Below are 20,727 nucleotides of genomic sequence, written 5' to 3'. Positions count from 1 at the left end.
CGGGCGCGGGCAAGAGGGCGCCCGAGATGTGGGCGTGAGCGGGGCTAGTACCGGTAGGTGCGCAGGGGCCTTGCCAGGCTTTGCAGGCTGACGCCCCGCTTGAGCGCATGCAGCAGGCCGGCGGCTTCGGCGTAGCTGCGGGCCTGGATGACGTTCTCCAATCCGAGACTCTCCTGTGTGACATCGAGAATCGTGCGATTCTCTTGAACGGCGATGATCGGCACGCCTTGCTCATGCGCGTAAAGGACCGGGATGCCTCCCAGGCTAGACGCCGGACAAACGACCGCTGCGAGGTTGTTGACATTGATGATGTCAGAGGTCCTACAGCCGGGCCTGGGGGCGGTCTGCGGCGCCCTGCGCAGCCCAATCAACACGCAGGCGAGGCCGCTCGTCGAAACAAACTCGCCGGCGCCCCTCGCATCGACGATGCCGCTGGTCAGGTCAAGCTCTCTCGTATTAATCAGCGGCGCGTGTGCCGAAGGCACGTGATAGCGACTCGTCACCAGATAGGAGATCACCGCTTCGACGCCGCCGACCGGGTTCGGGAACTCGCCCTGGAAGTGCCGCGCGTACTCGCCCAACGGCAGATCCTGAATGTTGCTGGTCAGGGCGATGGCATCAACTCCGCGGTCGAGGAGCCTCTCGCATGACTCGAAGATCACCCGCGGGTTATCAATGGTGCCGACGAAGGCCCCCGAGTCATTCTTGATGCAGCGGCCGCCGATGGCCTCTTCGGTCACGACGTAGTCTGTAATGTTTACTCCATGCACTGCCCTGACCGTGTTAATGACGTTGAAGATGACGTTCAGCTTCCAGTCATCGGACTTCTCGACGATCACGCCGACGCGGTTCGCATGCGGCAGGTGCAGATCGACGGCGCCCTTGCAAAAGGCGTCTATGGAGTAGCCGTCGGCATAGACGACGTTGTCATCGGGGAGCCCGATGAAATCAGAAGCGTTCACGGTGTTCGGGTGAGTCACCAGGTAATCGGCGGCCGTCGCCAGCAAGCGCGTCACCGGCGAGGCGTCGCCGGCAAAGCCGCCGATGCTACAGCCGATGCCCGTCGGCACGATGTTCAAGACAACGTCCTTGCCGGGATAATGCTGGCGACTGAAAGGCTCCGAGCGGGCGCTCGCCTGCTCCTTGAAAGCGGTGGTTTCGATCACCATCTCGTCCTTCGTCACCTGCCCGATGTACCACCGCAGGGCGGTCCTTCCGACGAGCCGCTCGATCTCCGCACAGGCTGACCCATTTACCGAGAACCGTGGCTTTTTGGCTTGGCGTTGTGTGTTTTCGATCATCTATTCAGTCTCCTTATGACACAGGCAAGGCGCGCGGCCTGCCTGCGCAGTTCGTTGAAGGTTATCGAGCCATCCTGGTCAACCGCCGCGACCTTGTCGGGCGTTTGCCGGGCCTGCTCCTGAAACCACTCTTGCACTCCTGTGCCGATGGCCGGCAGGGGGTCAAGGCGCTGCCCGGCCAACAGGTCGTCCATCTCTTCGGGCGTCAGCAGCGGCAGGCCGGAGATGCGCTGCCGCGGCTCGGCGACGACGCCCTCCAGCAAGACCTTGTAGTGAGCCGCCATCCGCTCGATGAAAGCGGCGTCGAACAGGTCGCGGTTATAATGCAGCCATGCGCAAATGCCGCCGCCGGATTCGATCATCTCCAGCTCAAGCTCCATGCGCGAGTGGCGCCTCTCAAGGGGAAAGAGACTGAGGCGGAGGCTGCCGGCATGAGCCGGCGCGGCGGTCGGCCCGACCGGCAAGGGTGATCGCCCCTTGCGGTGCGGCTTCTGAAAGATGAAGGTCGCCTGGAACAGCGGCGGGCGGGCCGGGTCGCGGGCCGTTTGTAGTCGTTCTGCCAGCAAATGCGACGGGTAATCTTGATGATCCAGAGCGCCCAGTACTTTCTCGCGCAGCCGTCCGAGAAACTTCTCGAACGTCAGGTCGGAAGAGAAGTCTGCGCGCATGATCATGGCGTTGAAAAAGCAGCCGACGATGCCTTCAAACTCTGCCCTGCTGCGCGCCGATATGGGAGAGCCGACCAGAATGTCATCCTGCCCCGTGTACCGATGAAGCAAGATCTGAAACACGGCGAGCAAGCCCGTATAGAGCGTCGCCCCGAGCGACGCGGTCACTTCCTTGAAACGCATCACCAGCTCTCGCTCCAACTGGAACCCGTGGGACGCGCCCGCATAGGTCTGCACGGGCGGGCGGGCGCGCGTCGTCGGCAGGTTGAGCAACGGCAGGTCGCCGTCCAGCTCTCGCTTCCAGTAATGAAATAGCCGCTCGCCCTCTTCGCCTTCAAGCAGCTCGGCCTGCCAGCTGAGGTAATCCGAGTAGTCGAGGGCGGGCGCCGGCAGATCCGGCTGTCGGCCGCTCACCTCCGCTTCATACAATTCCATCAGCTCATCCAACAGCACCCAGAAGGACCACCCGTCGATGACAATGTGATGCACGGCCAGCGAGAGGATATGGTCTTCGGGCTCGCGTGTGAACAGCAGGGCGCGGTACAGCGGGCCGGCTTCCAGGTCGAACGGCAGGCCGGCCTCCTCGGCTACTGCCTGCTGCAAATCATCCATAGACAGTCCGGCGGCTGACACCTCGCGCAGATCCGCTTGCTGCTGCCGCTGCACTCTCTGCACCGGCTGGCCGTGACGTAGGGCGAAGGTGGTGCGCAGGCACGCGTGGCGACTGACGACGGATTGAAAGGCCCGCCGCAAGGCTCCGGCGTCCACGGGCGAGCTGATGCGCAGGGCGAACGTGACATTGTAGGCGGCGCTGTCCGGGGAAAGCTGCTGGAAAAACCACAACGCCTTTTGCGTGTACGACAGCGGGGCTTCAGTCGGCGGCCCCTCATCAGGGCGGATCGGGGCGGGCCGGCCGGCCGGCGCGGCCGTCAACTGCTCGGCGACAAGCTGCGCTAACTGGGCCGCCGTGACGCCGGCCATGAGCTTCGAAGTCGGGACCGATGTGCCGAGCTGATCTTCAAGCTGGTTCTTCAACTCGATGGCCATCAGCGAATCGAGGCCGAGGGCCGACAGCGGCAGATTGGCCGTCAACCCTGACGCCGGCGAGCGCAGAACCCTGGCGGCCTGCTCCAGCACACAAGACTCGATCACCAGCAGCCGCGCCGGCTGCTCCAGGGCAAGCAGCGCCTTGCGCAAGAAACCCTCGGCGCGCGCTGGACGCGTCTGCTCCTCCAGCACGCTGTGGTGAACCGCTTCGAGCGCGCCTTCCAGGAACTGCTTGCGACAGGCGCGGCGCTGAATCTTGCCGCTCGAAGTTTTTGGCACAGAGCCTGCCCTGATCAGCACAATCGCGTGGGCCTGCAACTCATGAGCTTCGCTGACCGCTTGGCGGATGCTGGCGGTGACCTCGACCGGGTCCGGCTGCTTGCGCTCGTCGATTTCATAAACGATGACGAGTCGTTCCTGGCCGCCAGCGTCGACCGAGAAGGCAGCGCCACAGCCCGGACGCAGGGCCGCGTGGCAATTCTCCACCGTCAATTCAATGTCCTGCGGGTAGTGGTTGAGCCCGCGGATGATGATTACGTCCTTGAGCCGCCCGGTGACAAACAGCACTCCGTCATGGATGAACCCCAGGTCGCCTGTGCGCAAGAAAGGTCCCTCGCCGGTCTCGGCGATGCGAGCCTCGAATATTGGCTTGCTGTCGACCGGTTTGTTCCAGTAGCCCTGGCCAACGCTCGGACCCCGGACCCAGACTTCGCCGACCCGGTCGGGCGGGCACCGCTGACAGGTCTTTTCATCGACAATGGCGATCCCTTGATCCAGGGCGGCGCGGCCGCAGCTGACCAGAACATGCTGCCCGGGCGTGCCGGCCGCCGACGCAGCCACCAGGCCCTTTTCGAGCGCCGTCGCCGAGAAGCCTCTCGTGATGGGCAATTCGCCTTTTTGCGCTCCCGCCACCAGCAGGGTCGCTTCGGCGAGCCCGTAACAGGCAAACATCGATTGCTTGCGAAAGCCGTGAGGCTCGAAGGCCCTGGCAAAGCGTTCGAGCGTCTCCTCGCGGATCGGCTCAGCGCCATTGAACGCGACCTCCCAACTGCTCAGGTCCAGCCCGGCGCGCTGCTCGGCGGTAATCCTTCTGACACACAGATCGTAGGCGAAGTTCGGGCCGCCGCTGGTCGTCGCCCGGTGGCGCGAGATGGCTCTCAGCCAGGTCAGCGGCCGGCGCAGGAATTCACCCGGCGAGATGAGCACCGCAGGGATTCCCGAATAGAGGGGCTGCAAGACGCCCGACATAAACCCCATGTCGTGAAAGGTCGGGAGCCACGAGACGTATTTATCTTCGCTGCCATGATCAAAGAATGAGCGGACCATAGCGGCGTTGTGCAGGAGGTTCGCATGCGTGAGCATCACCCCGCGGGGATTGCCGGTCGAGCCGGAGGTGTACTGAAGAAAAGCGATCTCGTCGCCGGACGAGTCGCGCACCGTCGGGTCGCCGATGTCGCTGGTGATGCCATCCGACGCCACCCACTCAAGCGCCCGCAGGGCCGGCGCTTGCTGTAGCATCCGCGCGGCCTGCGATAAGACTGCCTGCGTCGTCAGCACCACGCGCGCCTCAGCATCGGCGGCAATGACCTCGAGGCGGCTCAAGCTCCGCTTCAGCCGGGTCGGGTCAGGGGGGTAGGCAGGCACCGCCACCAGCCCTCCGTACAGGCAGCCGAAGAACCCGGCGATAAAATCAAGCCCCGGCGGGTAGAGCAGCAGGGCCCGCTGGCCGCCAAGTCCCATCCGCGCCAGTTGATTGCCGGTCGTCCGGGCTTGCAGGTCCAGCTCGGCGTAGGTCGTGCTCATCTCCTGGTCTTCGCCGTCTACGAGATAGGTGTAGGCAAGCTGCTCGGGGTGCTGCGATGCCCTGAGCTTGAGCAGGTCTACCAGTGTCCCGACCTGCGACCAGCCCGGGCTGATGGCGTGGCTTTTCTTACTTTGCATCCGTACTCCAGCCGCCGGCCGCCCGCAGGCAGCCGGCCGGCGCAAGTGGCTTTCGGGCGTGGGGATTTGGCGCGAGTGCGCCATCTAGCAGCGGCTGCCGGCGGGCGGCCGTTGCTAGACAGCAGGTTGGCGGCGGGTGGGCGAAGCGAAGCCGGCGTTGACGCGGGCCGTCATCACGCCGTCGCGCCTCATGGGTAATCGGTCAACTGCTGGAACGACAGGCCGCAGGGGTAGAACAGGTTGAAGATCGGCTGCTCGACCACCTCGGCAAACGACAGCAGCAACGGCGCGTAGGTTTCCAGCGCGCTGCCCCCGTCCTCGATCTCGCCGACTTCCGTGAGCGACAGTTGGAGCTTGTCGGCGAGCGTCTCGGCCGGGATGCCGCGATTCTCGCGATGCCGCCTGATCAACTTACCGCACTGCCCCTCGACCTGTCTCGCCTGGGCCGATTTACCGCTCTCGGCGATCAGCCTGGAAGTCGGCGTCTTCAACTGGATGGCGATGAGCGCCAGCCGCGGCCCCCACTCTTCAATCGGCGAGTCGCCGCCCTCCATCAGCAGGTACTGCTCAAGCGGGAGGGCGATCTTCGCCGCCACGTCTTCTGCGGTCAGCTTTTTGCGCTCCCTTTCCTTCTTCAAGACTTCTCCTAGCTTCATATGCACCTCCGAGTCGTCATCTGACCCATCAGCCGGCGGCCCGCGCTCAGGGGGTGGGCGGCCGTTTGAATTGGTCATCATTAATAGCAACGTTGGTCTGCACCTCGTCGATCTTTACGGTATAGCCGCTCGGCTTGACGCGCTTGATCGTGAAGGGCAGCTTCACCCCGTCGACTTCTTTATAGTTGTCGTAGAGATACCTGAAAGGGCGCGGCCCTTGCGGCCCGACCACTTCGTACTCATGCTCGATCAGCAGTCCGGTCTGCGCGTCGAAGAACATCTTCTCGGCCTTGCCGGCCTTCGGCGTCAGCTCCAGGACGTACGCCGGCCGGCCCTCGACGGCCTCCTGGCCGACCACGGCAATGTTCGTGTACAACGACTTGAGATCGATGTCGCGGTGGAGATTGCGGGTGCGCGACGACAGGGCGATCTCGTCGGCCGTCCAGTCGCGCATGTGGCCCGCCGGGTCAATGCCCCAGCCCGCTGCGCCGTCGAAGCCTTCTCGCACCGTGCCTTCCGGGATCATGGTGACCGACATGTACTTGCTCGGCGCTTTGGCGTAATTCTCGACCTTGCCGGTCGCGCCACTCATTTCAATGGAGCCCTTGGTCAACCGGCTGTTTACTTTCGCAATCGCATCCTGACCGCCCAGCGCCTTGACGTAGGTGGCGAGCACTTGGTCGGCGGTCGGCAGGGATGGAGAGCCCGAATTCTTCGAACAGGATGCTATGCCCAGCAGCGAGCATAGAAGAATGGTAATGCATACTCTCTTCATAGTGATTCCTTTCTGAGTCTCTTCGCGAGTCACAGACTCTGCCTTGACTGACTCGCCAAGCGGGCGGCAAGGAGCCCCGTGCCGGATGAGGCCACTGCGGACCTTCCTCCGCGGAGCAGTTGCGGGTTAGAGGTTGACCGGCTACGCCCTGGCAGCCGGCATTACAATGTGCGTACCATCGAATCGATCACCAGTTGGTTGAATCTCACCGGATCAGGAAGCTCCGAGCCCTCGGCCAGCAGCGCGTAACCGAGCAACAACTCCGCGCACTCGCCCAACTGCTTTTCATCCGGGCGCTGCGCGTAGCGCTCGTGCAGCTTCTTGAAGAGCTCATGCTCCGGGTTCAGCTCCAGGATTCGCCGCTGCTTTGCTCCTCCCCCCTTACCTTTCAGCAGCAGTTTCTCCAACTGTGGGCTGTAGTCCATCTCGTTGCCGACGAGGCACGCGGGCGAGGCCACTAGGCGGCTCGTCAGCCGCACCTGCTTGACGTGCTCATCGACCGCCTTCTGCATCGCCGCCAACATCTCTGCCGTCGCTTCTTCCTTCGCCTTCAGCTCCTGCTCGATGCGCTCGCGGTCCTGCGCGCTGCCCAGCTTGGCCATGCCTTTGCCCGCAGACTTCAGCCGCTTGCCTGCGTATTCCCACACGGCCTGCGTCAGCAATTCATCGACCGGGTCGATCAGGTAGAGTACCTCGTAGCCCCTCTCCCTGAAGCCCTCCAGGTGGGGAGAGTTCTCTACCAGGGCGCGGCTCTCCCCCGTGAGGTAATAGATATCCTCCTGCTCCGGCTTCATCCTCTCGACGTAGTCTGCCAGCGTCGTCAGTTCCTCCGCGTCGTGCGACGAGCTGAACAGGGCCAACCGCAACAGCCTCTCTTTGTTCTCGTGATCCGCCGATATGCCTTCCTTCAATGCTCGCCCGAACTCGCGCCAGAACTTCAAATACTTGCCGGGGTCTTTCTCGCGCATCGTCTCCAGGGTGTCGAGCACTTTTCGCGTCAGCCACTTTCGGATCTGCGCGATGTGCCGATCCTGCTGGAGCATCTGGCGCGAGATGTTCAGCGGCAGGTCGGAGGAATCGACCACCCCCTTGATGAAGCGCAGGTATTTCGGCAGCAGGTCGTCGCAGCGCTCCATGATCAGCACGCGTTTGGCGTACAGCCGGATCTCAATGCCGGCGGCATGATAAAAGAGGTCGGTCGGCGCTTTTGATGGGATGAACAGCAGCGCCTGGTACTCGGCGGTGCCTTCGGCCCGCGAGGCGATGATTTGCAGCGGCTCCTCCCAGTCATTCGTGATGTGCCGGTAAAAGTCTGTATACTCGCCTTCGCTGATCTCGCCCGGCGCCCGCGCCCAGATCGGCTGCATCGAGTTGAGCGTCTTGTCCTCGACCACCGTTTCAAGTGGGGCTCCCGGCTCGCCTGGCTTCTCGCTTTCGAACGGGCAGATGATGGGATAAGAGACGAAGTCCGAATACCTTCTGACAATGCGGGCGAGCACCCATTGATCGGTGAAGTCTTCGAGCCCCTCATCCGAGCTTGCCGGCTTCAGGTGCAAGGTGATCTCGGTGCCGCGGCCCTGGCGTTGCGCATCAGTCAGATTGTAGGAGCCATCGCCGGTCGATTCCCACAGGGTCGCGGTCGCCTCGCCGGCCCTGCGCGTGCATAGCGTCACCTTCTCGGCCACCATGAAGGCAGAGTAGAAACCGACGCCGAACTGCCCGATCAACTCCCCCACGACTTGCTGCGAGGCGCCCTCTCGGAAAGCCTCCCGCAGCTCGCGGGTGCCCGACTTCGCAATCGTACCGATGTTATCGATGACTTCCTGGCGGCTCATGCCGATGCCGGTGTCAGCAATGGTGAGCGTCCTGGCGGCTGGGTCAGGGATGAGCCTGATTTCATAGCGGTCGTCTCCGTCCAGCAGCCGCGGATCGGTGAGCGCTTCAAAGCGTAACCGGTCGAGGGCGTCCGAGGCGTTCGAGATGAGCTCGCGCAGAAAGATTTCCTTGTTGGTGTAGAGAGAGTGGATCATCAGATCCAACAGCTGGGCGGTCTCCGCCTGGAATTGAAACTCCTCAGCGTAGTTCATCATATGATTCTCCGCGCTCCTTTCATGGCTTCCCGTTGATCGTGCCGGCGTCGGCCAGCAGCTCACGCAGCTCACTGGCGAGCACTCGCAGCAAGATGTCCTGAGATGAGCGGATGAAGAAATGATCGCCCGGCAGCATGCGGATCTCGCAGCGCGAGAGGGTGTGCGCCTTCCATTGCAACAGCCATTCCCGTTTTACCTCCTCGTCTTGCAATCCGCCGAAGACGGTGATCGGGCAACCGAGAGGCTCATCGGGAATGTACTCGTAGGTCTCGATGAACTCAAAATCGGCCCGCAGCAAAGGGATGAACAGTTGCATCAGCTCGGCATGCTCCAAGACCTCCCTGGGCGTCCCGGCTAGCCTGTGGAGTTCTTTGATGAACTCGTCTTCCGGCAAATTGTAGGTGATGGGCTCGGTGCGGGGCAGTTGAGGTGCCCGGCGGCCGGCCACGAATAGTTTTTGCGGCTCGACCTGGTGCTGGCGGCGCAAACGTCTGGCGAGTTCAAAGGCGATCACGGCCCCCATGCTATGGCCGAACAGCGCGAAGGGCGACTGCAAGGCTGGGCGCACGGCTTCGGCGAGGGCGTCGATGAGGGCTGGTAATCTCACGAAAGGGGGCTCGTTCAGCCGGCCCCCGCGCCCCGGCAATTCGACCGGCACGACCTGGACCTGCGGGGGCAGAAAGTCTCCCCAGTTGCGGAAGATCGAAGCCGACCCACCCGCGTATGGCAGGCAGAACAATCTTAGCTGCGCGTCTCGCTGTTCCCGCTCATAGGGGAACCACTGGCCTGCTAGCCTGTTCACGGGCCAACGACCTTTCGGGATTGCATGCCTTAGGAAAGGGCGCGCCGGCTCCCGCCTTAGCTCGAGCTCGCGCTCGACACCATCAGGTCAATGTCGGAAGGAACCTGGAACCCGAGCACCTGCGCGCAGAACTCACGCCAGCTATCGCTGGCCTGATCGATAATCACCTTCTCGTCCGGCCATATGCTTTCCGTCACTCGGAAATCCTGGTGGACGAAGACGACCTGCTCATCGCTCGACCCTTCGCTGCTGCCGGCGGCGATTTCCGACCAGCCGGGGAACTGCTTCAGATCACGCAGGTGGTACGCCCTGGCATATTGGCGCTCCGGCCTGAGTGACCGGGCGCGCTCGGCATCCCGACTATCCTCGGCCTCGCACAGGTACTTCACCACCTCCACATGGCCGGCGGCGAGGGCCACCATCTGCGGCGTCCGCTGGTCACGACCGACCTTGAAGGGGTCGGCCCCTCTTTCGACAAGAAGACGCACCATTGCCAAGTCTCCCTGCCCGGCGGCAAAGGTCAAAGCGGTCCAGCCCTTTTCGTCCGCCTCGTCCGCCTCGGCCCCGGAGCGGAGGAGGGCTTCTACCGTTTCCAGATTCCCTGCTTTTGCTGCCTCAATCAATGATGGGTCCATTTCATGCTCTCCATGCTAGTTTCCTTGCCAACTTCATCGGCGCCTCGCCCCTGCCTCGACCGCGCGAGATGGAGGCGGCGACGCCAGACCGATCCGTCGTTCGCCTACACTTTGGCGAGCTGCCCGGTTCCCGCCAGCGTCGCCAGGTCAATGTCTGCGATGCAGCGAACGTCGACGTAATCGAGCGTCAAACCGCCCTCGACGTGAACCGTCCCGGAGCTATTCTCAAAGTCGGCCCGGCTGAAATCGCAGTTGTCTCTGTCGAGGCGGACGCCGAGCTCGGTCCCCCCCCTGGTATCGACAAACTTGACGTGCACATAGTTGCGGTCTATGGCGTCTTTAAAGAGCTTCACCGTCTTCTCTGGGCGTAGGCCCGCTTCGACCCTGTGGCTGCCTTCGCACAAGCGGTCCACGAGGCTCTTCTCTTGGGGCCGGTTGGGGTCAGGAGGAGGAGGCGGCGGCGGCGGGTTCTTGGCCATCTCCTCCATCTTCTTCCGCAAGCTGAGCGGCCTCATATCGGTCCACACTTCTTTGATGTAGGCCAGGCATTCCGCCTTGAGGCCGCTCTGGCCAATATCCTTCCAGCCGAGCGGGTTCTCGCGATAGGCCGGCCATATGGAGTATTGCTCTTCGTGGTTGACAACCACCTTATAGACGGTCGTGTCTTCTTTGTCGTCCTCGTACATTTTTCCTCCTTCGCCTGCTTACGGCGTGTAGCTCCTGGGGTGTGTAAACGGCTTGTGACTAGATCGAGCCAAGCGCATGGCTCTTGCTCCCGGGCCCGGCCTGTCGACCGCGCCTGGCCCCGAAGCGGTGACCTGGTGACAGGGCTCATGCGGCCAGGCTACCGCATGTTGAGCCGATGATTTTTCCAGCTCAAGCCCTTCCTAGGCACAGGCGTAAAGGCGCACGCCTTCCGCCCTTGAACACCATTCCCAGACCAAGGGCTGGCGACCGGCGCATGGAGCGCCGCTGCCAATCAGAACATTCTTTTCACCATGGACTTGTGAATCACGGCGCGAGCCTGGTAGCTCACGGCGTTCAATAGGATCATTACCCGCTCGTCCTCTTTCATCTCCCGACTGAAGACCCCTGTGAGGCCTTTGAGTGGCCCCTCTCTAACGATCACGGCGTCGCCGGGCCGGGGCTCATCATCGATGCGGACAAAGCCTTCGCCGTCGATCCGAGAGTGGATGAGCGCGATGATGGTTGCCTCGACAATGGCGGGCTGGTCGCCAAAGCTGACGACGGCGTGAATCCCCCTGGTGTAGGAGACCTTATAAAGCAGACTGAGATCGAACCTTGCAAAGATGTACCGAGGAAAGAGGTGCTTGATCAAGCACGTCGATTCCTGAGTGTAAGCGTTAATATGTTGCTCCTTGAATTTTGGAGAAAAGGTCTCGATCCCCCAAGCCCTCAAATTGCTTGCGGCGCGGTCTTCTTGTCTTGGGTGAGTGTGAACTGCGTACCAACTGGGTGGATCAAGGGTTTGCCTGTTCATAATCACTTGCGACCTCTAAGATCAAGCCGCCAACCACACGCGGCACCGCCTCAGCTTATCTGAGAGCGCCGCCCTCTACTTCTCAAGCACGACTGAAGGCCGGGCTGAGCTCATCGCGTTCCCTGAGTGAGAAACGCCTTCACGGCTGCGACATTCTCGCTATTGATCCGGTAGACAATCTGATTGTCTGGACCGATGCTCTGCCTGATCAGTTGCTTGGAGACGAGTTCATCGAGAGCCTGCTGCACATGCAGCGTCTCAACCTCGATCATTTGCTGGACAAGCCACCATTCCGTAATCCCACGTAGCGTGTCCTCGGCGTTGGGGTTCTGCTCCAGGTATCTCATTATTCTGTAGCCGAGTTGTAATGTTTTTTCATCTGAGCCTTTTCGCACACCTGAGCCAAAGCAATATATATTCCAGAGTTAAGTCATTGGATTTCCTAACAGGCGTGGGAGCGCCGATAAGCTTGTTGCCCTAGCGGCGCGGCGGGGTGGGCGTAAAGTGTCAAAAGACTTGGGGTGGGGCTGAGGGAAAAATATCCTAGTAGGGGCCGGCTTTGCCCTACTGCGACTCAGGCGAACGGTAATGCCGAGGGTTGATCTTGTGTTTGCGTATCAGCTCGAAGAAGGTCCGCCGGTCCTTCTGTGCGGCCAGGGCCGCCCTGGAGATGTTGCCCTGGTGCGCGAGTAGCAACGAATTGATGTAGTTTCTCTCGAACTCGTCAACAGCCCTCGCCTTCATCTCTTTGAAAGAGCCGGCGGAAGTCGAGCTTTGCGCCTGCGGCAGAATGATGTGTCGGGCTTGTAGTATCCTCTCCTCGCACAGCACGACGGCCGCCTCGATGACATGTTCGAGCTGCCTGATGTTCCCCGGCCAGTCATAAAGCAGCAGCAGGCGGATTGCATCCGGCGAGATATCCGATATCCGCTTGCCGAACTGCGCCGAGTACTTGGCTAGGAAGTGCCGGGCGAGCAGGGGCAAGTCTTCCTGGCGGTGCCTCAGCGGGGGCAGGGTAACCGACATGACGCCGATCCTATAATAGAAGTCCTCGCGGAGCTTGCCCGACTTGACCGCCGCCTCTACGTCCGTGTTGGTCGCCACCAGGATTCTCGCGTCAGACAAACGCGTCTTGGTCCCCCCTAGCACCCGATACTCTTTTTCCTGAAGGAAGCGCAATAACTTTATCTGCACGGCCAGCGGCATGCTATCAACCTCGTCTAAGAAGAGCGTGCCGCCGTCGGCCTCGTGGATCAGCCCTTCCTGCGAAGTGTTCGCGCTGGTGTAGGCGCCGCGCTGGTGGCCAAACAGCTCATTCTCGACAAGGTTTTCAGGTATCGCTCCGCAGTTGATCGGAATGAAAGGCCCCATCGAGCGGGAACTCAGGTAGTGGATGAAGCGCGCACACAACTCTTTGCCTGTGCCCGTCTCGCCCGCGACCAAGACGTTCACGTCGCATTTGGCAAGGACGGATATCTTTTTGACCACCTCGACGAAAGCCACGCTTTGGCCGATGAGTCGCTTCTTTCCGAATTCGAGTTTGAAGGATTGATCCAGGTGATGACTGACCGGAGGGTTGTCAAGCAGGCGGCGGACCCGCGGCAGCACATTGACAGTGTTCAGCGGCACGGTGATGAAATCGTTGGCCCCGTTGCGCATCAATTCAATGACGTTGTCGGGGCTTGTCGCTTCATAGACAACAATGATGGGCAGATCGACAAGCTTCCTGATCGCGGTCAATATCTCCACTGAGTGTTCGAGCAGATGTGCCGTCAATACCAGCAAGATCAGCGCCACGTCCGGATTCTTGACGTTCTCAGGCAGGCTGCTGACAGACTCAAACGACGCTGACACGATGCCCATATGGCGTAACGACTCTGCGTCGTGTCTGAGGCTCTCGGCGAGTACGCCTTGCAACTCGGTCTTCAAAGCCACCGCGGAATTGGAATGAAGTAATAAAATCATGGCCTTCTGTACTCCATGCCTCTTATACTGTCACCCCTCCGTGCCCGGAGCGTACGCTACTTGAAAGAGCGGAACCTCTATCCTGATTCCACCCGAGACTGGTGCAACCTCGCCGCAGCTCTCTAGGGATACCGGAGGCGAGCGTGGCAACAGGCCCATCCAGACCGCTCGCCGTTCTACTGAAGCCTGCGGCAGGCGGCTTTCGCGCCTTGCCTACTGACGGCTACCTTCGCGCGACCGGACGTAGGTTCGCAGCCAGCGAGACAGCCTCGCCCTCAACCTGCGCGTAGCGATAATAGAGCGACTCGCTATCGGGACAGACCGCAAACTACCCGTCCGCAACAAACGAGTGACCTTTGACACTTGCTATATTACGCTTAGGAGAGGCAGTTAGCCTGCTCGTCTAATAATTACGTGAGAGCTTGAGTCACACTTGCTATTACCTGCGCCCACCTTCTAGGAATAACGGGGCAATCACGTTTAGCCGTCTTGGGCAACCAGAACCTAAGCCTTGAGGAACCCTTGCCTAGTATTTTTTGTTTTTTGGCAGAAATCTGAATCGGCGAGATTGCTCGGGAAATGAAGATCGCTCTAAGAAAGACGATCTTCAAATGGATTTCCCATCAGAGAACAGAGTGGCCCCTACCCGGATTGTGCGTAATGTAACGATGAATCGCCGTCTATGCCGATTCGGCTAACCACCAGTTCCATACATACAATTTAATGCGATTGAAACCCCTTTACTGAAGGTCCTGATGATAGCACAGTCTAATCTCGTGTCAAGCATAAAGAGAGGAAGATTACAATCGTGATTCAGAAATTAGGCGGTGAGATTGTCCAGAATGAGTCCGGCATGTAAACCGAGGATTAAATTCAGCCCTTGTCGAGAGTCGGAGCCGCGCCCCGACTCCCTGACTATCCAGTGAATCTCATGGGTCTTTCTTGATCGCGAACCGGCGGCACAGCCGCTCCCAGGCGGCGGACCCGTAAGCGTCCGATATTAGCCCCAGCTTTCCGGCAAGAAGCTCTCCAAGACGGTTGCCATGTTCTGTTCGACCGCCCGGTCAAAGCAGTACTTCGCAACTGCCAAGTCGAGGACCCCCAGTCCGAAAGGGCTGAATACGGTTATCGAGTCCGAGGCTTTCCTCGCCGGAGCATCTCCTCTGAGGATGTCTCCGAGTGTGCACCTGATAAATGCCCGATTGCCGGACATCTGCTCGGCGAGGTGCAAAGACGTTTGGGCCCGGCAGGCATGATCAATGTCATCGGTGACATTGTCGCAACCGAGAATCGCTTCCGGAGTCAGGTCCCGCAACGAGACATGAAGCAGGGTGCTGCCGGGTGCCACTGCCGACAGGTCACTGATATGCGGTTTAACGGCGGTAGTCGCCAGAGCCGTGAGCGAGCAGCCACCAAGCACCTCTGCGCTACTGCCCGCAATCATCACTTCAATGCCCGCGAAGGAGTTACGGCACTTCGTCTTGAAATGCTCCGCCCGACTCATGTCGGTGTCAAACAGTACCAGGTTTCTCACCTGCATGTTTGACATAAGAAATCGCACGATCTCGAAGCCGATTAAGCCGCAGCCTATCAGCCCCAGGCAGTCTACCTCCTTGCCATGAAGGTGCTGAGCGGCAAGCGCGGCGCTCGCCGCCGTCCGTTTCGCGCTGATAATCGATCCTTCCAGGATCGCCTGTGGTCTGCCAGTCTGTGCGCTGTTCAAAATGACGACGGCAGAAGCCCGATCCATCCCAAGCTCAGCGTTGGCGGGAAACGAGGCAACCCACTTCACCCCTGCGACTGCAAATTCGCCGCCGAGGTAAGCCGGCAGTGCGATAATCCTGTTTTTCTCCTGGCCAGGGAATCGCAGGAAGGTTGAGTGAGGCAGGGACGAATCCCCCATTACATGAGCTTCGTAGGCGCCGCGGACGAGATCGATCAACCTGGCATCGCCATCGGCCAGGAGCGACGAAACCGTCTCCGCGTTTAGAATATAGATGCCTCTGCCCTTGTCCGTCAGATTGTTATTCATAAAGGCCACTCCAACTCTTGACATGTGATGGCCCGTGTAGTGGCCATCACCTATGACGCGAATGCTGCTTAACATGCAGGTGCAAATTATATGACAATCTGCAAAGCACATCAAAGAAAAGGCTCCGAAACCATTTGTAGGCTCTCTACTTTTACGGAACGATCTTTGATATTGGAGTAGACCTGTAGCGTACGATGCCCATAGATGCGCCGCCCCCCCTTGCCGGGCCTAAGGCTGAGGTGAACCACTGAATGAGACAGAGAGTTAAGCACCGGTTGTTTGACAAGGTTGCTGCGGCTCATCTCGTTTGGAAGTAGGTTACTTGATCAGTGTGCCTCAAAAGGCGAAAATTGTTCTGAAGAGAGGGACGCAGCAACGAGGTGTCCCTCTTCCCCGGCCTGTATGTGAGGCGATTCGCATGAGTGCAGATAATGCTGCCGAGCAATTATGGCAAGTGCCGCGCGAACGGGTCTCGTTGCCGGATGATGAGGCGCATGTCTGGCGCGCGCAGCTTACCCGGCCACAGTCGGAGATAAGCGACTTTTGGGGCACGCTCACCCCAGACGAACAAGCGCGGGCCGCGCGATTCTATTTCGACAAAGACCGCGAGCACTTCATCGCGGCTCGCGGGGTGCTCCGGGCGATTCTCAGCCGCTACCTCGCAACGCCGGCTGAGAAGATACGCTTCGGCTATGGACCATACGGGAAGCCATGCCTTTTAGCTCCTGACTGCGATATCCGTTTTAATCTTTCTCACTCAGGTGGGGTCGGGCTCTTTGCAGTAACTCGCGGGCGCGAGCTGGGGATCGACCTTGAGCACATACGCGCCGAAATAGCCGAAGAGCAGATAGCCGAGCGTTTCTTCTCAATAAGTGAAGTAGCCGTGCTGTGCGCGTTGCCTGCCGGCCTGAAGGCCGAGGGCTTTTTCAACTGTTGGACCCGCAAAGAGGCGTACATCAAAGCGACCGGCAAAGGCTTGTCACAGCCTCTGGATGAGTTCGACGTCTCGCTGAGGCCGGGTGAACCAGCCGAGCTGCTAGAAAGCAGGAGCGATGCGCAGGAAGCCTCGCGCTGGTCTATGGCCGAGCTGGTTCTAGAGTCGGGCTTCAAGGCGGCTCTCGTCGTCGAGGGGAGCGGCTGGCGGCTGCGCTGCTGGCAATGGCCCGAATAAAGCGCAACGCGTATTAATGAGTACCACAACCGTGGTTGGCAGTCTGGTTGGACTATAGAGGCTGGTCACAGGCGGATTGAGATGAAGTTCTTCTACGCTCACTCCATCGTAATTCAATGCGTGAACGTGCCGCGGCCCGCCCAAGGTGATACGCATGTCAAGCGGCGTGCTACAGGAGCGCGCGACCAAGCGCGTGGCTCCCGCCTACCCGCCTGGAGCCGCCGCCGCCGGCATTGCCGGCGAGGTGCTGATCGAAGTTACAGTGGACGAGGAAGGCAACGTCATCTCCGCCATCGGCGTGTCGGGTGACAAGACGCTCGCCGAGGCAGCGATTGAGGCGGCCAGGCAGTGGAAGTTCAAGCCGACGAAAATGGCCGGCGAGCCGGTGAAGGTCATCGGCAGGATACGCTTCAATTTCAACCGCTGATGATGTTTTTAGATTCTTGGGCCACTCAATCCCAGGGCAGTTCGCGCCCGAGATATTCTTGCAGGCGCTGGTTATGCGGGCGATAAAGCTCGGCCAGTCGCGCCCGTAAAGCGGGCGGTATCTCCGAAGGCGCAGCATGATTGAACCGTCGAGTCAGAAGGTCGCCGTAATCGTGCGCCGGCAGTCCAAGATAACCTTCCAGTTCTCGCATGATCGCTTTTGCCCCCTCGGCTTGTGCGAGTTCTTCCGTGACGATGACGCGCATCTGCTCCCAGCCATATTCTGAAACCCATTGCTGTAGCCGATCTACGTAAAAACCCGGTGAAAGACAAAGCGTCGCCTCACCTCGGGCACAGCGTTGCAACTCCGCGCCAATGTCTGTGTCAAAATCCCGCACCGCAAAGCCCAGTTGATGGCCCGCCGCCTGGAAGCGCTGATACATGCGATGGTGTGAGTAGGCCCGATCAATCGGGTTGCGGATCAACAGGATCAGCCGAACGTCTGGCAGGTATTGATGGAGCAGTGAGGGCGAGACATCGTGAAAGGTGTTCGCGCTGGCCTCGCCTGTGATGTAAGGTTTCGCCGGGTCACGAGTCACCCTCACGCGAACGGGCGAAGTCGTGCCGGCCTGATCCGACGCCTCCCATTCATAAGTCAGGTCGCCCTTATACTCGACGGTCGGGAACAGCGCATAGTATTCCTGAATGTGCGAGGCGATGTATTCGGGACGATGCTGGCCGAAAAAATTCGGCTCCTTCTCTGCACACGGCAGCACCCGCGGATTTGCGTTGAGGTAGCGGTAGAGTGAAGAGGTGCCGCATTTATTGACACCCAGAATAAAGAAGCGCGGACGTAAATGCTCCATACCTATTCCCTCGGATACGGGCTTGCTTCACCCCATCCCGAAGCCCATCGGCCTTCGAGAAACGACTCAGCCGCGCTCAGTACCGCCTGAGTCGTTATCCCGGTCATGCAAGGAGGCTCAGTCGATATTCCACACGGCGGATCGAAAATGCAGTCGCAGGGACTACATGAAAGCGGCACGCGGATGACCTGTTGACGCTCCGGCCTGCACCAGGGTCCCCACTTCAAGTGGTCGAGCGGGCCATAGAGGCCAATCACCGGTGTACCGACCATGACGGCCAGATGCACAGGCCCGCTGTCGATGCCGATCACCACACGAGCGCGCCTGTAGAGCGCCGCCAGCGCGCCGACCGATAGTCGCCCCGCCAATCCGTAAGCACACCCCTCGCTCGCCGCGACGACCGCCGCCACCAGCGCGTCCTCGCCCGGCCCGCCCGGCACCAGCGGGGTCACTCCCCAGCGCCTTTGGACTTGAATGGCTAGCTCGCCCCAGCGCCGCGTCACCCAGTTTTTGAGGGGCCATCCAGAGCCGGGTTGAAAGACAATCGGGCGGCTTCCCGCCAAAGGCGCTTCGCGGATGACCGCTTCGGCAATGGCCTCGTCCGATGGTGTCGGCACGAACCTGCCGGCGCTCGCGGCCTGGCAATCGTCGGCAATCGTCGCTCCCAAGCAGCCGGCGGCGGCGGCGACCAGGCGGAGCGTTTGTATGACGGCATGCCCTTCCTCCTTAAATGGCAGCGCCAGGGTTAGAAAGGTTTCCGTCCCAGGAGTCGCATAGCCGACACGCAGGGGGATGCCTGCGGCGACCGCCAATTCACCCGACCAGGGGTCTTCCGGGCGAGATAAGATAATGAGGTCGAAGCGCCCGCGTAAGCGATCCGCATGTTGATTGACGATCTCTGTCCATTGAGCCGGGTTGGGCGGGGCCGTCAGTGGTGGGAAGGGCAGTGTGTAGGTCGCGTCGATTTCGGGGCAGCGCCTTATGACGTCGCCCATCGCGGTCGTCACCAAAAAGCTGATGTGCGCCGCCGGAATCGCCGCCCGCAGAGCCGCCGCCGCCGGGACGGTCAAAAGGACATCACCCAGATGGTCTGGGCGGGCGATCAGAATACGCGGGCCGGTTTGCTTGTGGGCTTCTGTCATGCATTGCATCCGATGAGACGCGCGCCAGTCCGACTGAAGGCGAAGGTTACTTGCTGTCCGCCCGCGTATCGCCGCACAGGGCATTTGCAAAGCCGGGCGGCGAGTGAATTCTCTGTCTCACGGAATGACTTCGAACTCTTCCGTTTTCGTCTTGCATAAAGTCAGAAACACCTGGCAGTCGTGATCGATCTGTATGCTTGGGTAGTGTCTTTTGTAGAGAAGCTTATACACCCCTTGATCGCTACGGCTCAATGGCGGCTTCACGCGCAGCGCTTCCTCATGCAGCGACCGGCAAAAGTCGGTCCTTGCCACCCAGGCTCCTGAATTCAGATAGCAAAAATCCTTGTCGCCATTCAAGACCGCCCCCCTGGTTGATCGTTTGAAGACCTGCTGTTCAAATTTCTTGCTGCGGCATCGGCCGGGGTAATGATTGCGCTCGGCATTGAAAAGCATCCGGCATTCCGGTAACGCTTCCATCCTCTCGACGAGTCGCCTCGGGTCGTCGAGGAGAACCACATCCCTGGAATCCGCGGCCATCACATAGGTCGTCCGCACGCGCTTCAGGAATTCATGGTTAAGCGCGATCTTAACGATATTCCGCCACTCGGCCACCTCCCTGCCGATCACAACATAATCTAAGCCAAGCGCCTCCAGACTCCGCTCAAAACAGCCTTTTGTCGGTTTATTATTCCAGGTAAAAATGGTGATATCCATCTCCTCGGTTTTGACGGGCCGAGGCGACGACCGAACGCCGGACTTCACCCGTTGGAAGAGGCGTCGCCGGATCGGGCCGGGGCTATGGATGACAATCGGGGTCGTGTCGTGTTGGATGTTGCGGAGCATCATAATGGGTTCAGGCAATCCAGCACGCGGCGAGGAGCCGCGCGGCTTAGCGGTCGGCATGCAGCACCGGCAATGCCAGGCCGTATTTATCGTAGTATTCCTGGTTAAATTCCAACCTGTTTTCTTCATAGTTCCAGACGTAGGAGCATTCGCCGAAGTGCCTCATCTGGTACTCATATTTCTTTCTCCCATTGCCGTGCAGCCACGTCAGATGCTTCACGTGAGCGGTCGCTTCGGGAATGATCATGCCCTCCAGGTCCGCGGACCTTTTGCCGTCGCCATAAAGGATCACGTTGTCAGAATAGAACTGCTTAATTCCCTGGTGCCGGCTGGTCCAGAACAACCTGGGGGGATGGAACCCGGCGATCCATACCGCACCATCGAAGATGTAATTCTTGAAATTGACCGCATACCAATCCGCCGTAGCGTTCTGGCGAACGTATCGGACGATGGCGGCGATTTGATCGGTCGTATAGGTCTCGTCTCCGTCCAACATCCACACCAGATCAACCTTCTCGGATAGAAGATAGCGCAAGGCGAAGTCTCTGGTCTGCGCCTCTGAAAAGAACCGCAACTGGCTCCTCTCAGTGATTGAATAGGGATTGTTGATGATGTAGAGATAATCGAACGGATACTTTTCGCGGCACAAAAGCTCGGTCGCCGTTTCTGTATCTAAAGCTCCTCCCTGGTAGCCCAGCTCGGCGTATTCTTTGAACATCCCACTGACCGCCGCGATTTTGAAGCCGACGCCAGTCACCTTTGACCGAATGTCGAACCACGGGCGAAGAACGCGCTCCAGGTTGCCGGCGCAATCAAATAAGCATGCTAGTACCCCTATCATCATTGCGGATTCTGCGCGCCCGGCT

General features: G+C 60.1%; 17 protein-coding genes and 1 pseudogene. 2 read left to right on the top strand and 16 right to left on the bottom strand.

What is annotated here, in order from left to right:
• Window positions 1–44 precede the first annotated feature (44 nt).
• From VJ464_01725 to sbnB, 12 genes and pseudogenes are all read right to left on the bottom strand, one after another.
• Entirely contained in the window at window positions 45–1,301 is a 1,257-nt protein-coding gene (locus tag VJ464_01725) for a DUF3326 domain-containing protein (protein ID HKQ03822.1), read from the bottom strand.
• Window positions 1,298–4,957, bottom strand: coding sequence for a condensation domain-containing protein (locus tag VJ464_01720; protein ID HKQ03821.1), 3,660 nt, complete (start codon window positions 4,955–4,957; stop codon window positions 1,298–1,300). Before VJ464_01720 ends, VJ464_01725 begins: the two co-directional genes overlap by 4 nt.
• Window positions 4,958–5,145: 188 nt before the next feature.
• On the bottom strand, window positions 5,146–5,613 hold the full coding sequence (locus VJ464_01715; protein ID HKQ03820.1) for a hypothetical protein: 468 nt from the start codon (window positions 5,611–5,613) through the stop codon (window positions 5,146–5,148).
• Window positions 5,614–5,659: 46 nt separating this feature from the next.
• Entirely contained in the window at window positions 5,660–6,388 is a 729-nt protein-coding gene (locus VJ464_01710) for a hypothetical protein (GenBank protein ID HKQ03819.1), read from the bottom strand.
• A gap of 161 nt (window positions 6,389–6,549) precedes the next feature.
• Complete coding sequence (gene htpG / locus VJ464_01705) at window positions 6,550–8,478, bottom strand: molecular chaperone HtpG (protein HKQ03818.1); 1,929 nt, start codon at window positions 8,476–8,478, stop codon at window positions 6,550–6,552.
• A gap of 19 nt (window positions 8,479–8,497) precedes the next feature.
• Entirely contained in the window at window positions 8,498–9,217 is a 720-nt protein-coding gene (locus VJ464_01700; GenBank protein HKQ03817.1) for an alpha/beta fold hydrolase, read from the bottom strand.
• Window positions 9,218–9,336: 119 nt separating this feature from the next.
• Entirely contained in the window at window positions 9,337–9,915 is a 579-nt protein-coding gene (locus tag VJ464_01695) for an ankyrin repeat domain-containing protein (GenBank protein HKQ03816.1), read from the bottom strand.
• Between the two features lie 476 nt (window positions 9,916–10,391).
• Window positions 10,392–10,601: pseudogene (locus VJ464_01690) on the bottom strand (MbtH family NRPS accessory protein).
• A 293-nt stretch (window positions 10,602–10,894) separates the two neighbouring features.
• Window positions 10,895–11,416: a transcription termination/antitermination NusG family protein gene (locus tag VJ464_01685; protein HKQ03815.1), complete on the bottom strand. Its 522-nt coding sequence runs from the start codon at window positions 11,414–11,416 to the stop codon at window positions 10,895–10,897.
• Window positions 11,417–11,526: 110 nt separating this feature from the next.
• A complete protein-coding gene (locus tag VJ464_01680; protein HKQ03814.1) occupies window positions 11,527–11,763 on the bottom strand; it encodes a hypothetical protein in 237 nt (78 codons plus the stop codon).
• A 217-nt stretch (window positions 11,764–11,980) separates the two neighbouring features.
• The gene (locus VJ464_01675) at window positions 11,981–13,381 is read right to left on the bottom strand and encodes a sigma-54 dependent transcriptional regulator (GenBank protein HKQ03813.1); all 1,401 of its coding nucleotides are present in this window, start codon (window positions 13,379–13,381) and stop codon (window positions 11,981–11,983) included.
• 1,000 nt (window positions 13,382–14,381) lie between these two features.
• Window positions 14,382–15,413 carry a 2,3-diaminopropionate biosynthesis protein SbnB gene (gene sbnB / locus VJ464_01670; GenBank protein HKQ03812.1) on the bottom strand — a complete coding sequence of 344 codons (1,032 nt, stop codon included), beginning with the start codon at window positions 15,411–15,413 and terminating at the stop codon, window positions 14,382–14,384.
• 418 nt (window positions 15,414–15,831) lie between these two features.
• Between sbnB and VJ464_01665 the strand changes: the two genes are divergently transcribed.
• Together VJ464_01665 and VJ464_01660 are read left to right on the top strand one after the other, a co-directional pair.
• A complete protein-coding gene (locus tag VJ464_01665; protein HKQ03811.1) occupies window positions 15,832–16,584 on the top strand; it encodes a 4'-phosphopantetheinyl transferase superfamily protein in 753 nt (250 codons plus the stop codon).
• A gap of 154 nt (window positions 16,585–16,738) precedes the next feature.
• Complete coding sequence (locus tag VJ464_01660) at window positions 16,739–17,011, top strand: energy transducer TonB (GenBank protein HKQ03810.1); 273 nt, start codon at window positions 16,739–16,741, stop codon at window positions 17,009–17,011.
• Window positions 17,012–17,036: 25 nt separating this feature from the next.
• Here VJ464_01660 and VJ464_01655 read toward each other — a convergent pair whose 3' ends face one another.
• The 4 genes from VJ464_01655 to VJ464_01640 form a co-directional block, all read right to left on the bottom strand.
• Window positions 17,037–17,876 carry a sulfotransferase gene (locus VJ464_01655; GenBank protein ID HKQ03809.1) on the bottom strand — a complete coding sequence of 280 codons (840 nt, stop codon included), beginning with the start codon at window positions 17,874–17,876 and terminating at the stop codon, window positions 17,037–17,039.
• Window positions 17,877–17,878: 2 nt separating this feature from the next.
• Window positions 17,879–19,018 (bottom strand): glycosyltransferase family 9 protein, encoded by a 1,140-nt coding sequence (locus VJ464_01650; protein HKQ03808.1) that lies wholly within the window; start codon window positions 19,016–19,018, stop codon window positions 17,879–17,881.
• 117 nt (window positions 19,019–19,135) lie between these two features.
• A complete protein-coding gene (locus VJ464_01645) occupies window positions 19,136–19,921 on the bottom strand; it encodes a hypothetical protein (protein HKQ03807.1) in 786 nt (261 codons plus the stop codon).
• On the bottom strand, window positions 19,908–20,705 hold the full coding sequence (locus VJ464_01640) for a hypothetical protein (GenBank protein ID HKQ03806.1): 798 nt from the start codon (window positions 20,703–20,705) through the stop codon (window positions 19,908–19,910). The genes VJ464_01645 and VJ464_01640 overlap by 14 nt, the downstream gene beginning before the upstream one ends.
• Between the last annotated feature and the right edge of the window lie 22 nt (window positions 20,706–20,727).

It is taken from the genome of Blastocatellia bacterium, assembly GCA_035275065.1.
Taxonomy (GTDB): domain Bacteria; phylum Acidobacteriota; class Blastocatellia; order UBA7656; family UBA7656; genus DATENM01.
The sequence above is the reverse complement of the archived record's forward strand: the minus strand, read 5'-3'. Positions and strand labels throughout refer to the sequence as shown.

Excerpts from the sequence above, each read along its gene's own strand:
- VJ464_01725 (HKQ03822.1), bottom strand. The coding sequence starts at position 1,301 with ATGATCGAAAACACACAACGCCAAGCCAAAAAGCCACGGTTCTCGGTA.
- VJ464_01720 (HKQ03821.1), bottom strand. The coding sequence starts at position 4,957 with ATGCAAAGTAAGAAAAGCCACGCCATCAGCCCGGGCTGGTCGCAGGTC.
- VJ464_01715 (HKQ03820.1), bottom strand. The coding sequence starts at position 5,613 with ATGAAGCTAGGAGAAGTCTTGAAGAAGGAAAGGGAGCGCAAAAAGCTG.
- VJ464_01710 (HKQ03819.1), bottom strand. The coding sequence starts at position 6,388 with ATGAAGAGAGTATGCATTACCATTCTTCTATGCTCGCTGCTGGGCATA.
- htpG (HKQ03818.1), bottom strand. The coding sequence starts at position 8,478 with ATGATGAACTACGCTGAGGAGTTTCAATTCCAGGCGGAGACCGCCCAG.
- VJ464_01695 (HKQ03816.1), bottom strand. The coding sequence starts at position 9,915 with ATGGACCCATCATTGATTGAGGCAGCAAAAGCAGGGAATCTGGAAACG.
- VJ464_01685 (HKQ03815.1), bottom strand. The coding sequence starts at position 11,416 with ATGAACAGGCAAACCCTTGATCCACCCAGTTGGTACGCAGTTCACACT.
- VJ464_01680 (HKQ03814.1), bottom strand. The coding sequence starts at position 11,763 with ATGAGATACCTGGAGCAGAACCCCAACGCCGAGGACACGCTACGTGGG.
- VJ464_01675 (HKQ03813.1), bottom strand. The coding sequence starts at position 13,381 with ATGATTTTATTACTTCATTCCAATTCCGCGGTGGCTTTGAAGACCGAG.
- sbnB (HKQ03812.1), bottom strand. The coding sequence starts at position 15,413 with ATGAATAACAATCTGACGGACAAGGGCAGAGGCATCTATATTCTAAAC.
- VJ464_01665 (HKQ03811.1), top strand. The coding sequence starts at position 15,832 with ATGAGTGCAGATAATGCTGCCGAGCAATTATGGCAAGTGCCGCGCGAA.
- VJ464_01660 (HKQ03810.1), top strand. The coding sequence starts at position 16,739 with ATGTCAAGCGGCGTGCTACAGGAGCGCGCGACCAAGCGCGTGGCTCCC.
- VJ464_01655 (HKQ03809.1), bottom strand. The coding sequence starts at position 17,876 with ATGGAGCATTTACGTCCGCGCTTCTTTATTCTGGGTGTCAATAAATGC.
- VJ464_01650 (HKQ03808.1), bottom strand. The coding sequence starts at position 19,018 with ATGACAGAAGCCCACAAGCAAACCGGCCCGCGTATTCTGATCGCCCGC.
- VJ464_01645 (HKQ03807.1), bottom strand. The coding sequence starts at position 19,921 with ATGCCGACCGCTAAGCCGCGCGGCTCCTCGCCGCGTGCTGGATTGCCT.
- VJ464_01640 (HKQ03806.1), bottom strand. The coding sequence starts at position 20,705 with ATGATGATAGGGGTACTAGCATGCTTATTTGATTGCGCCGGCAACCTG.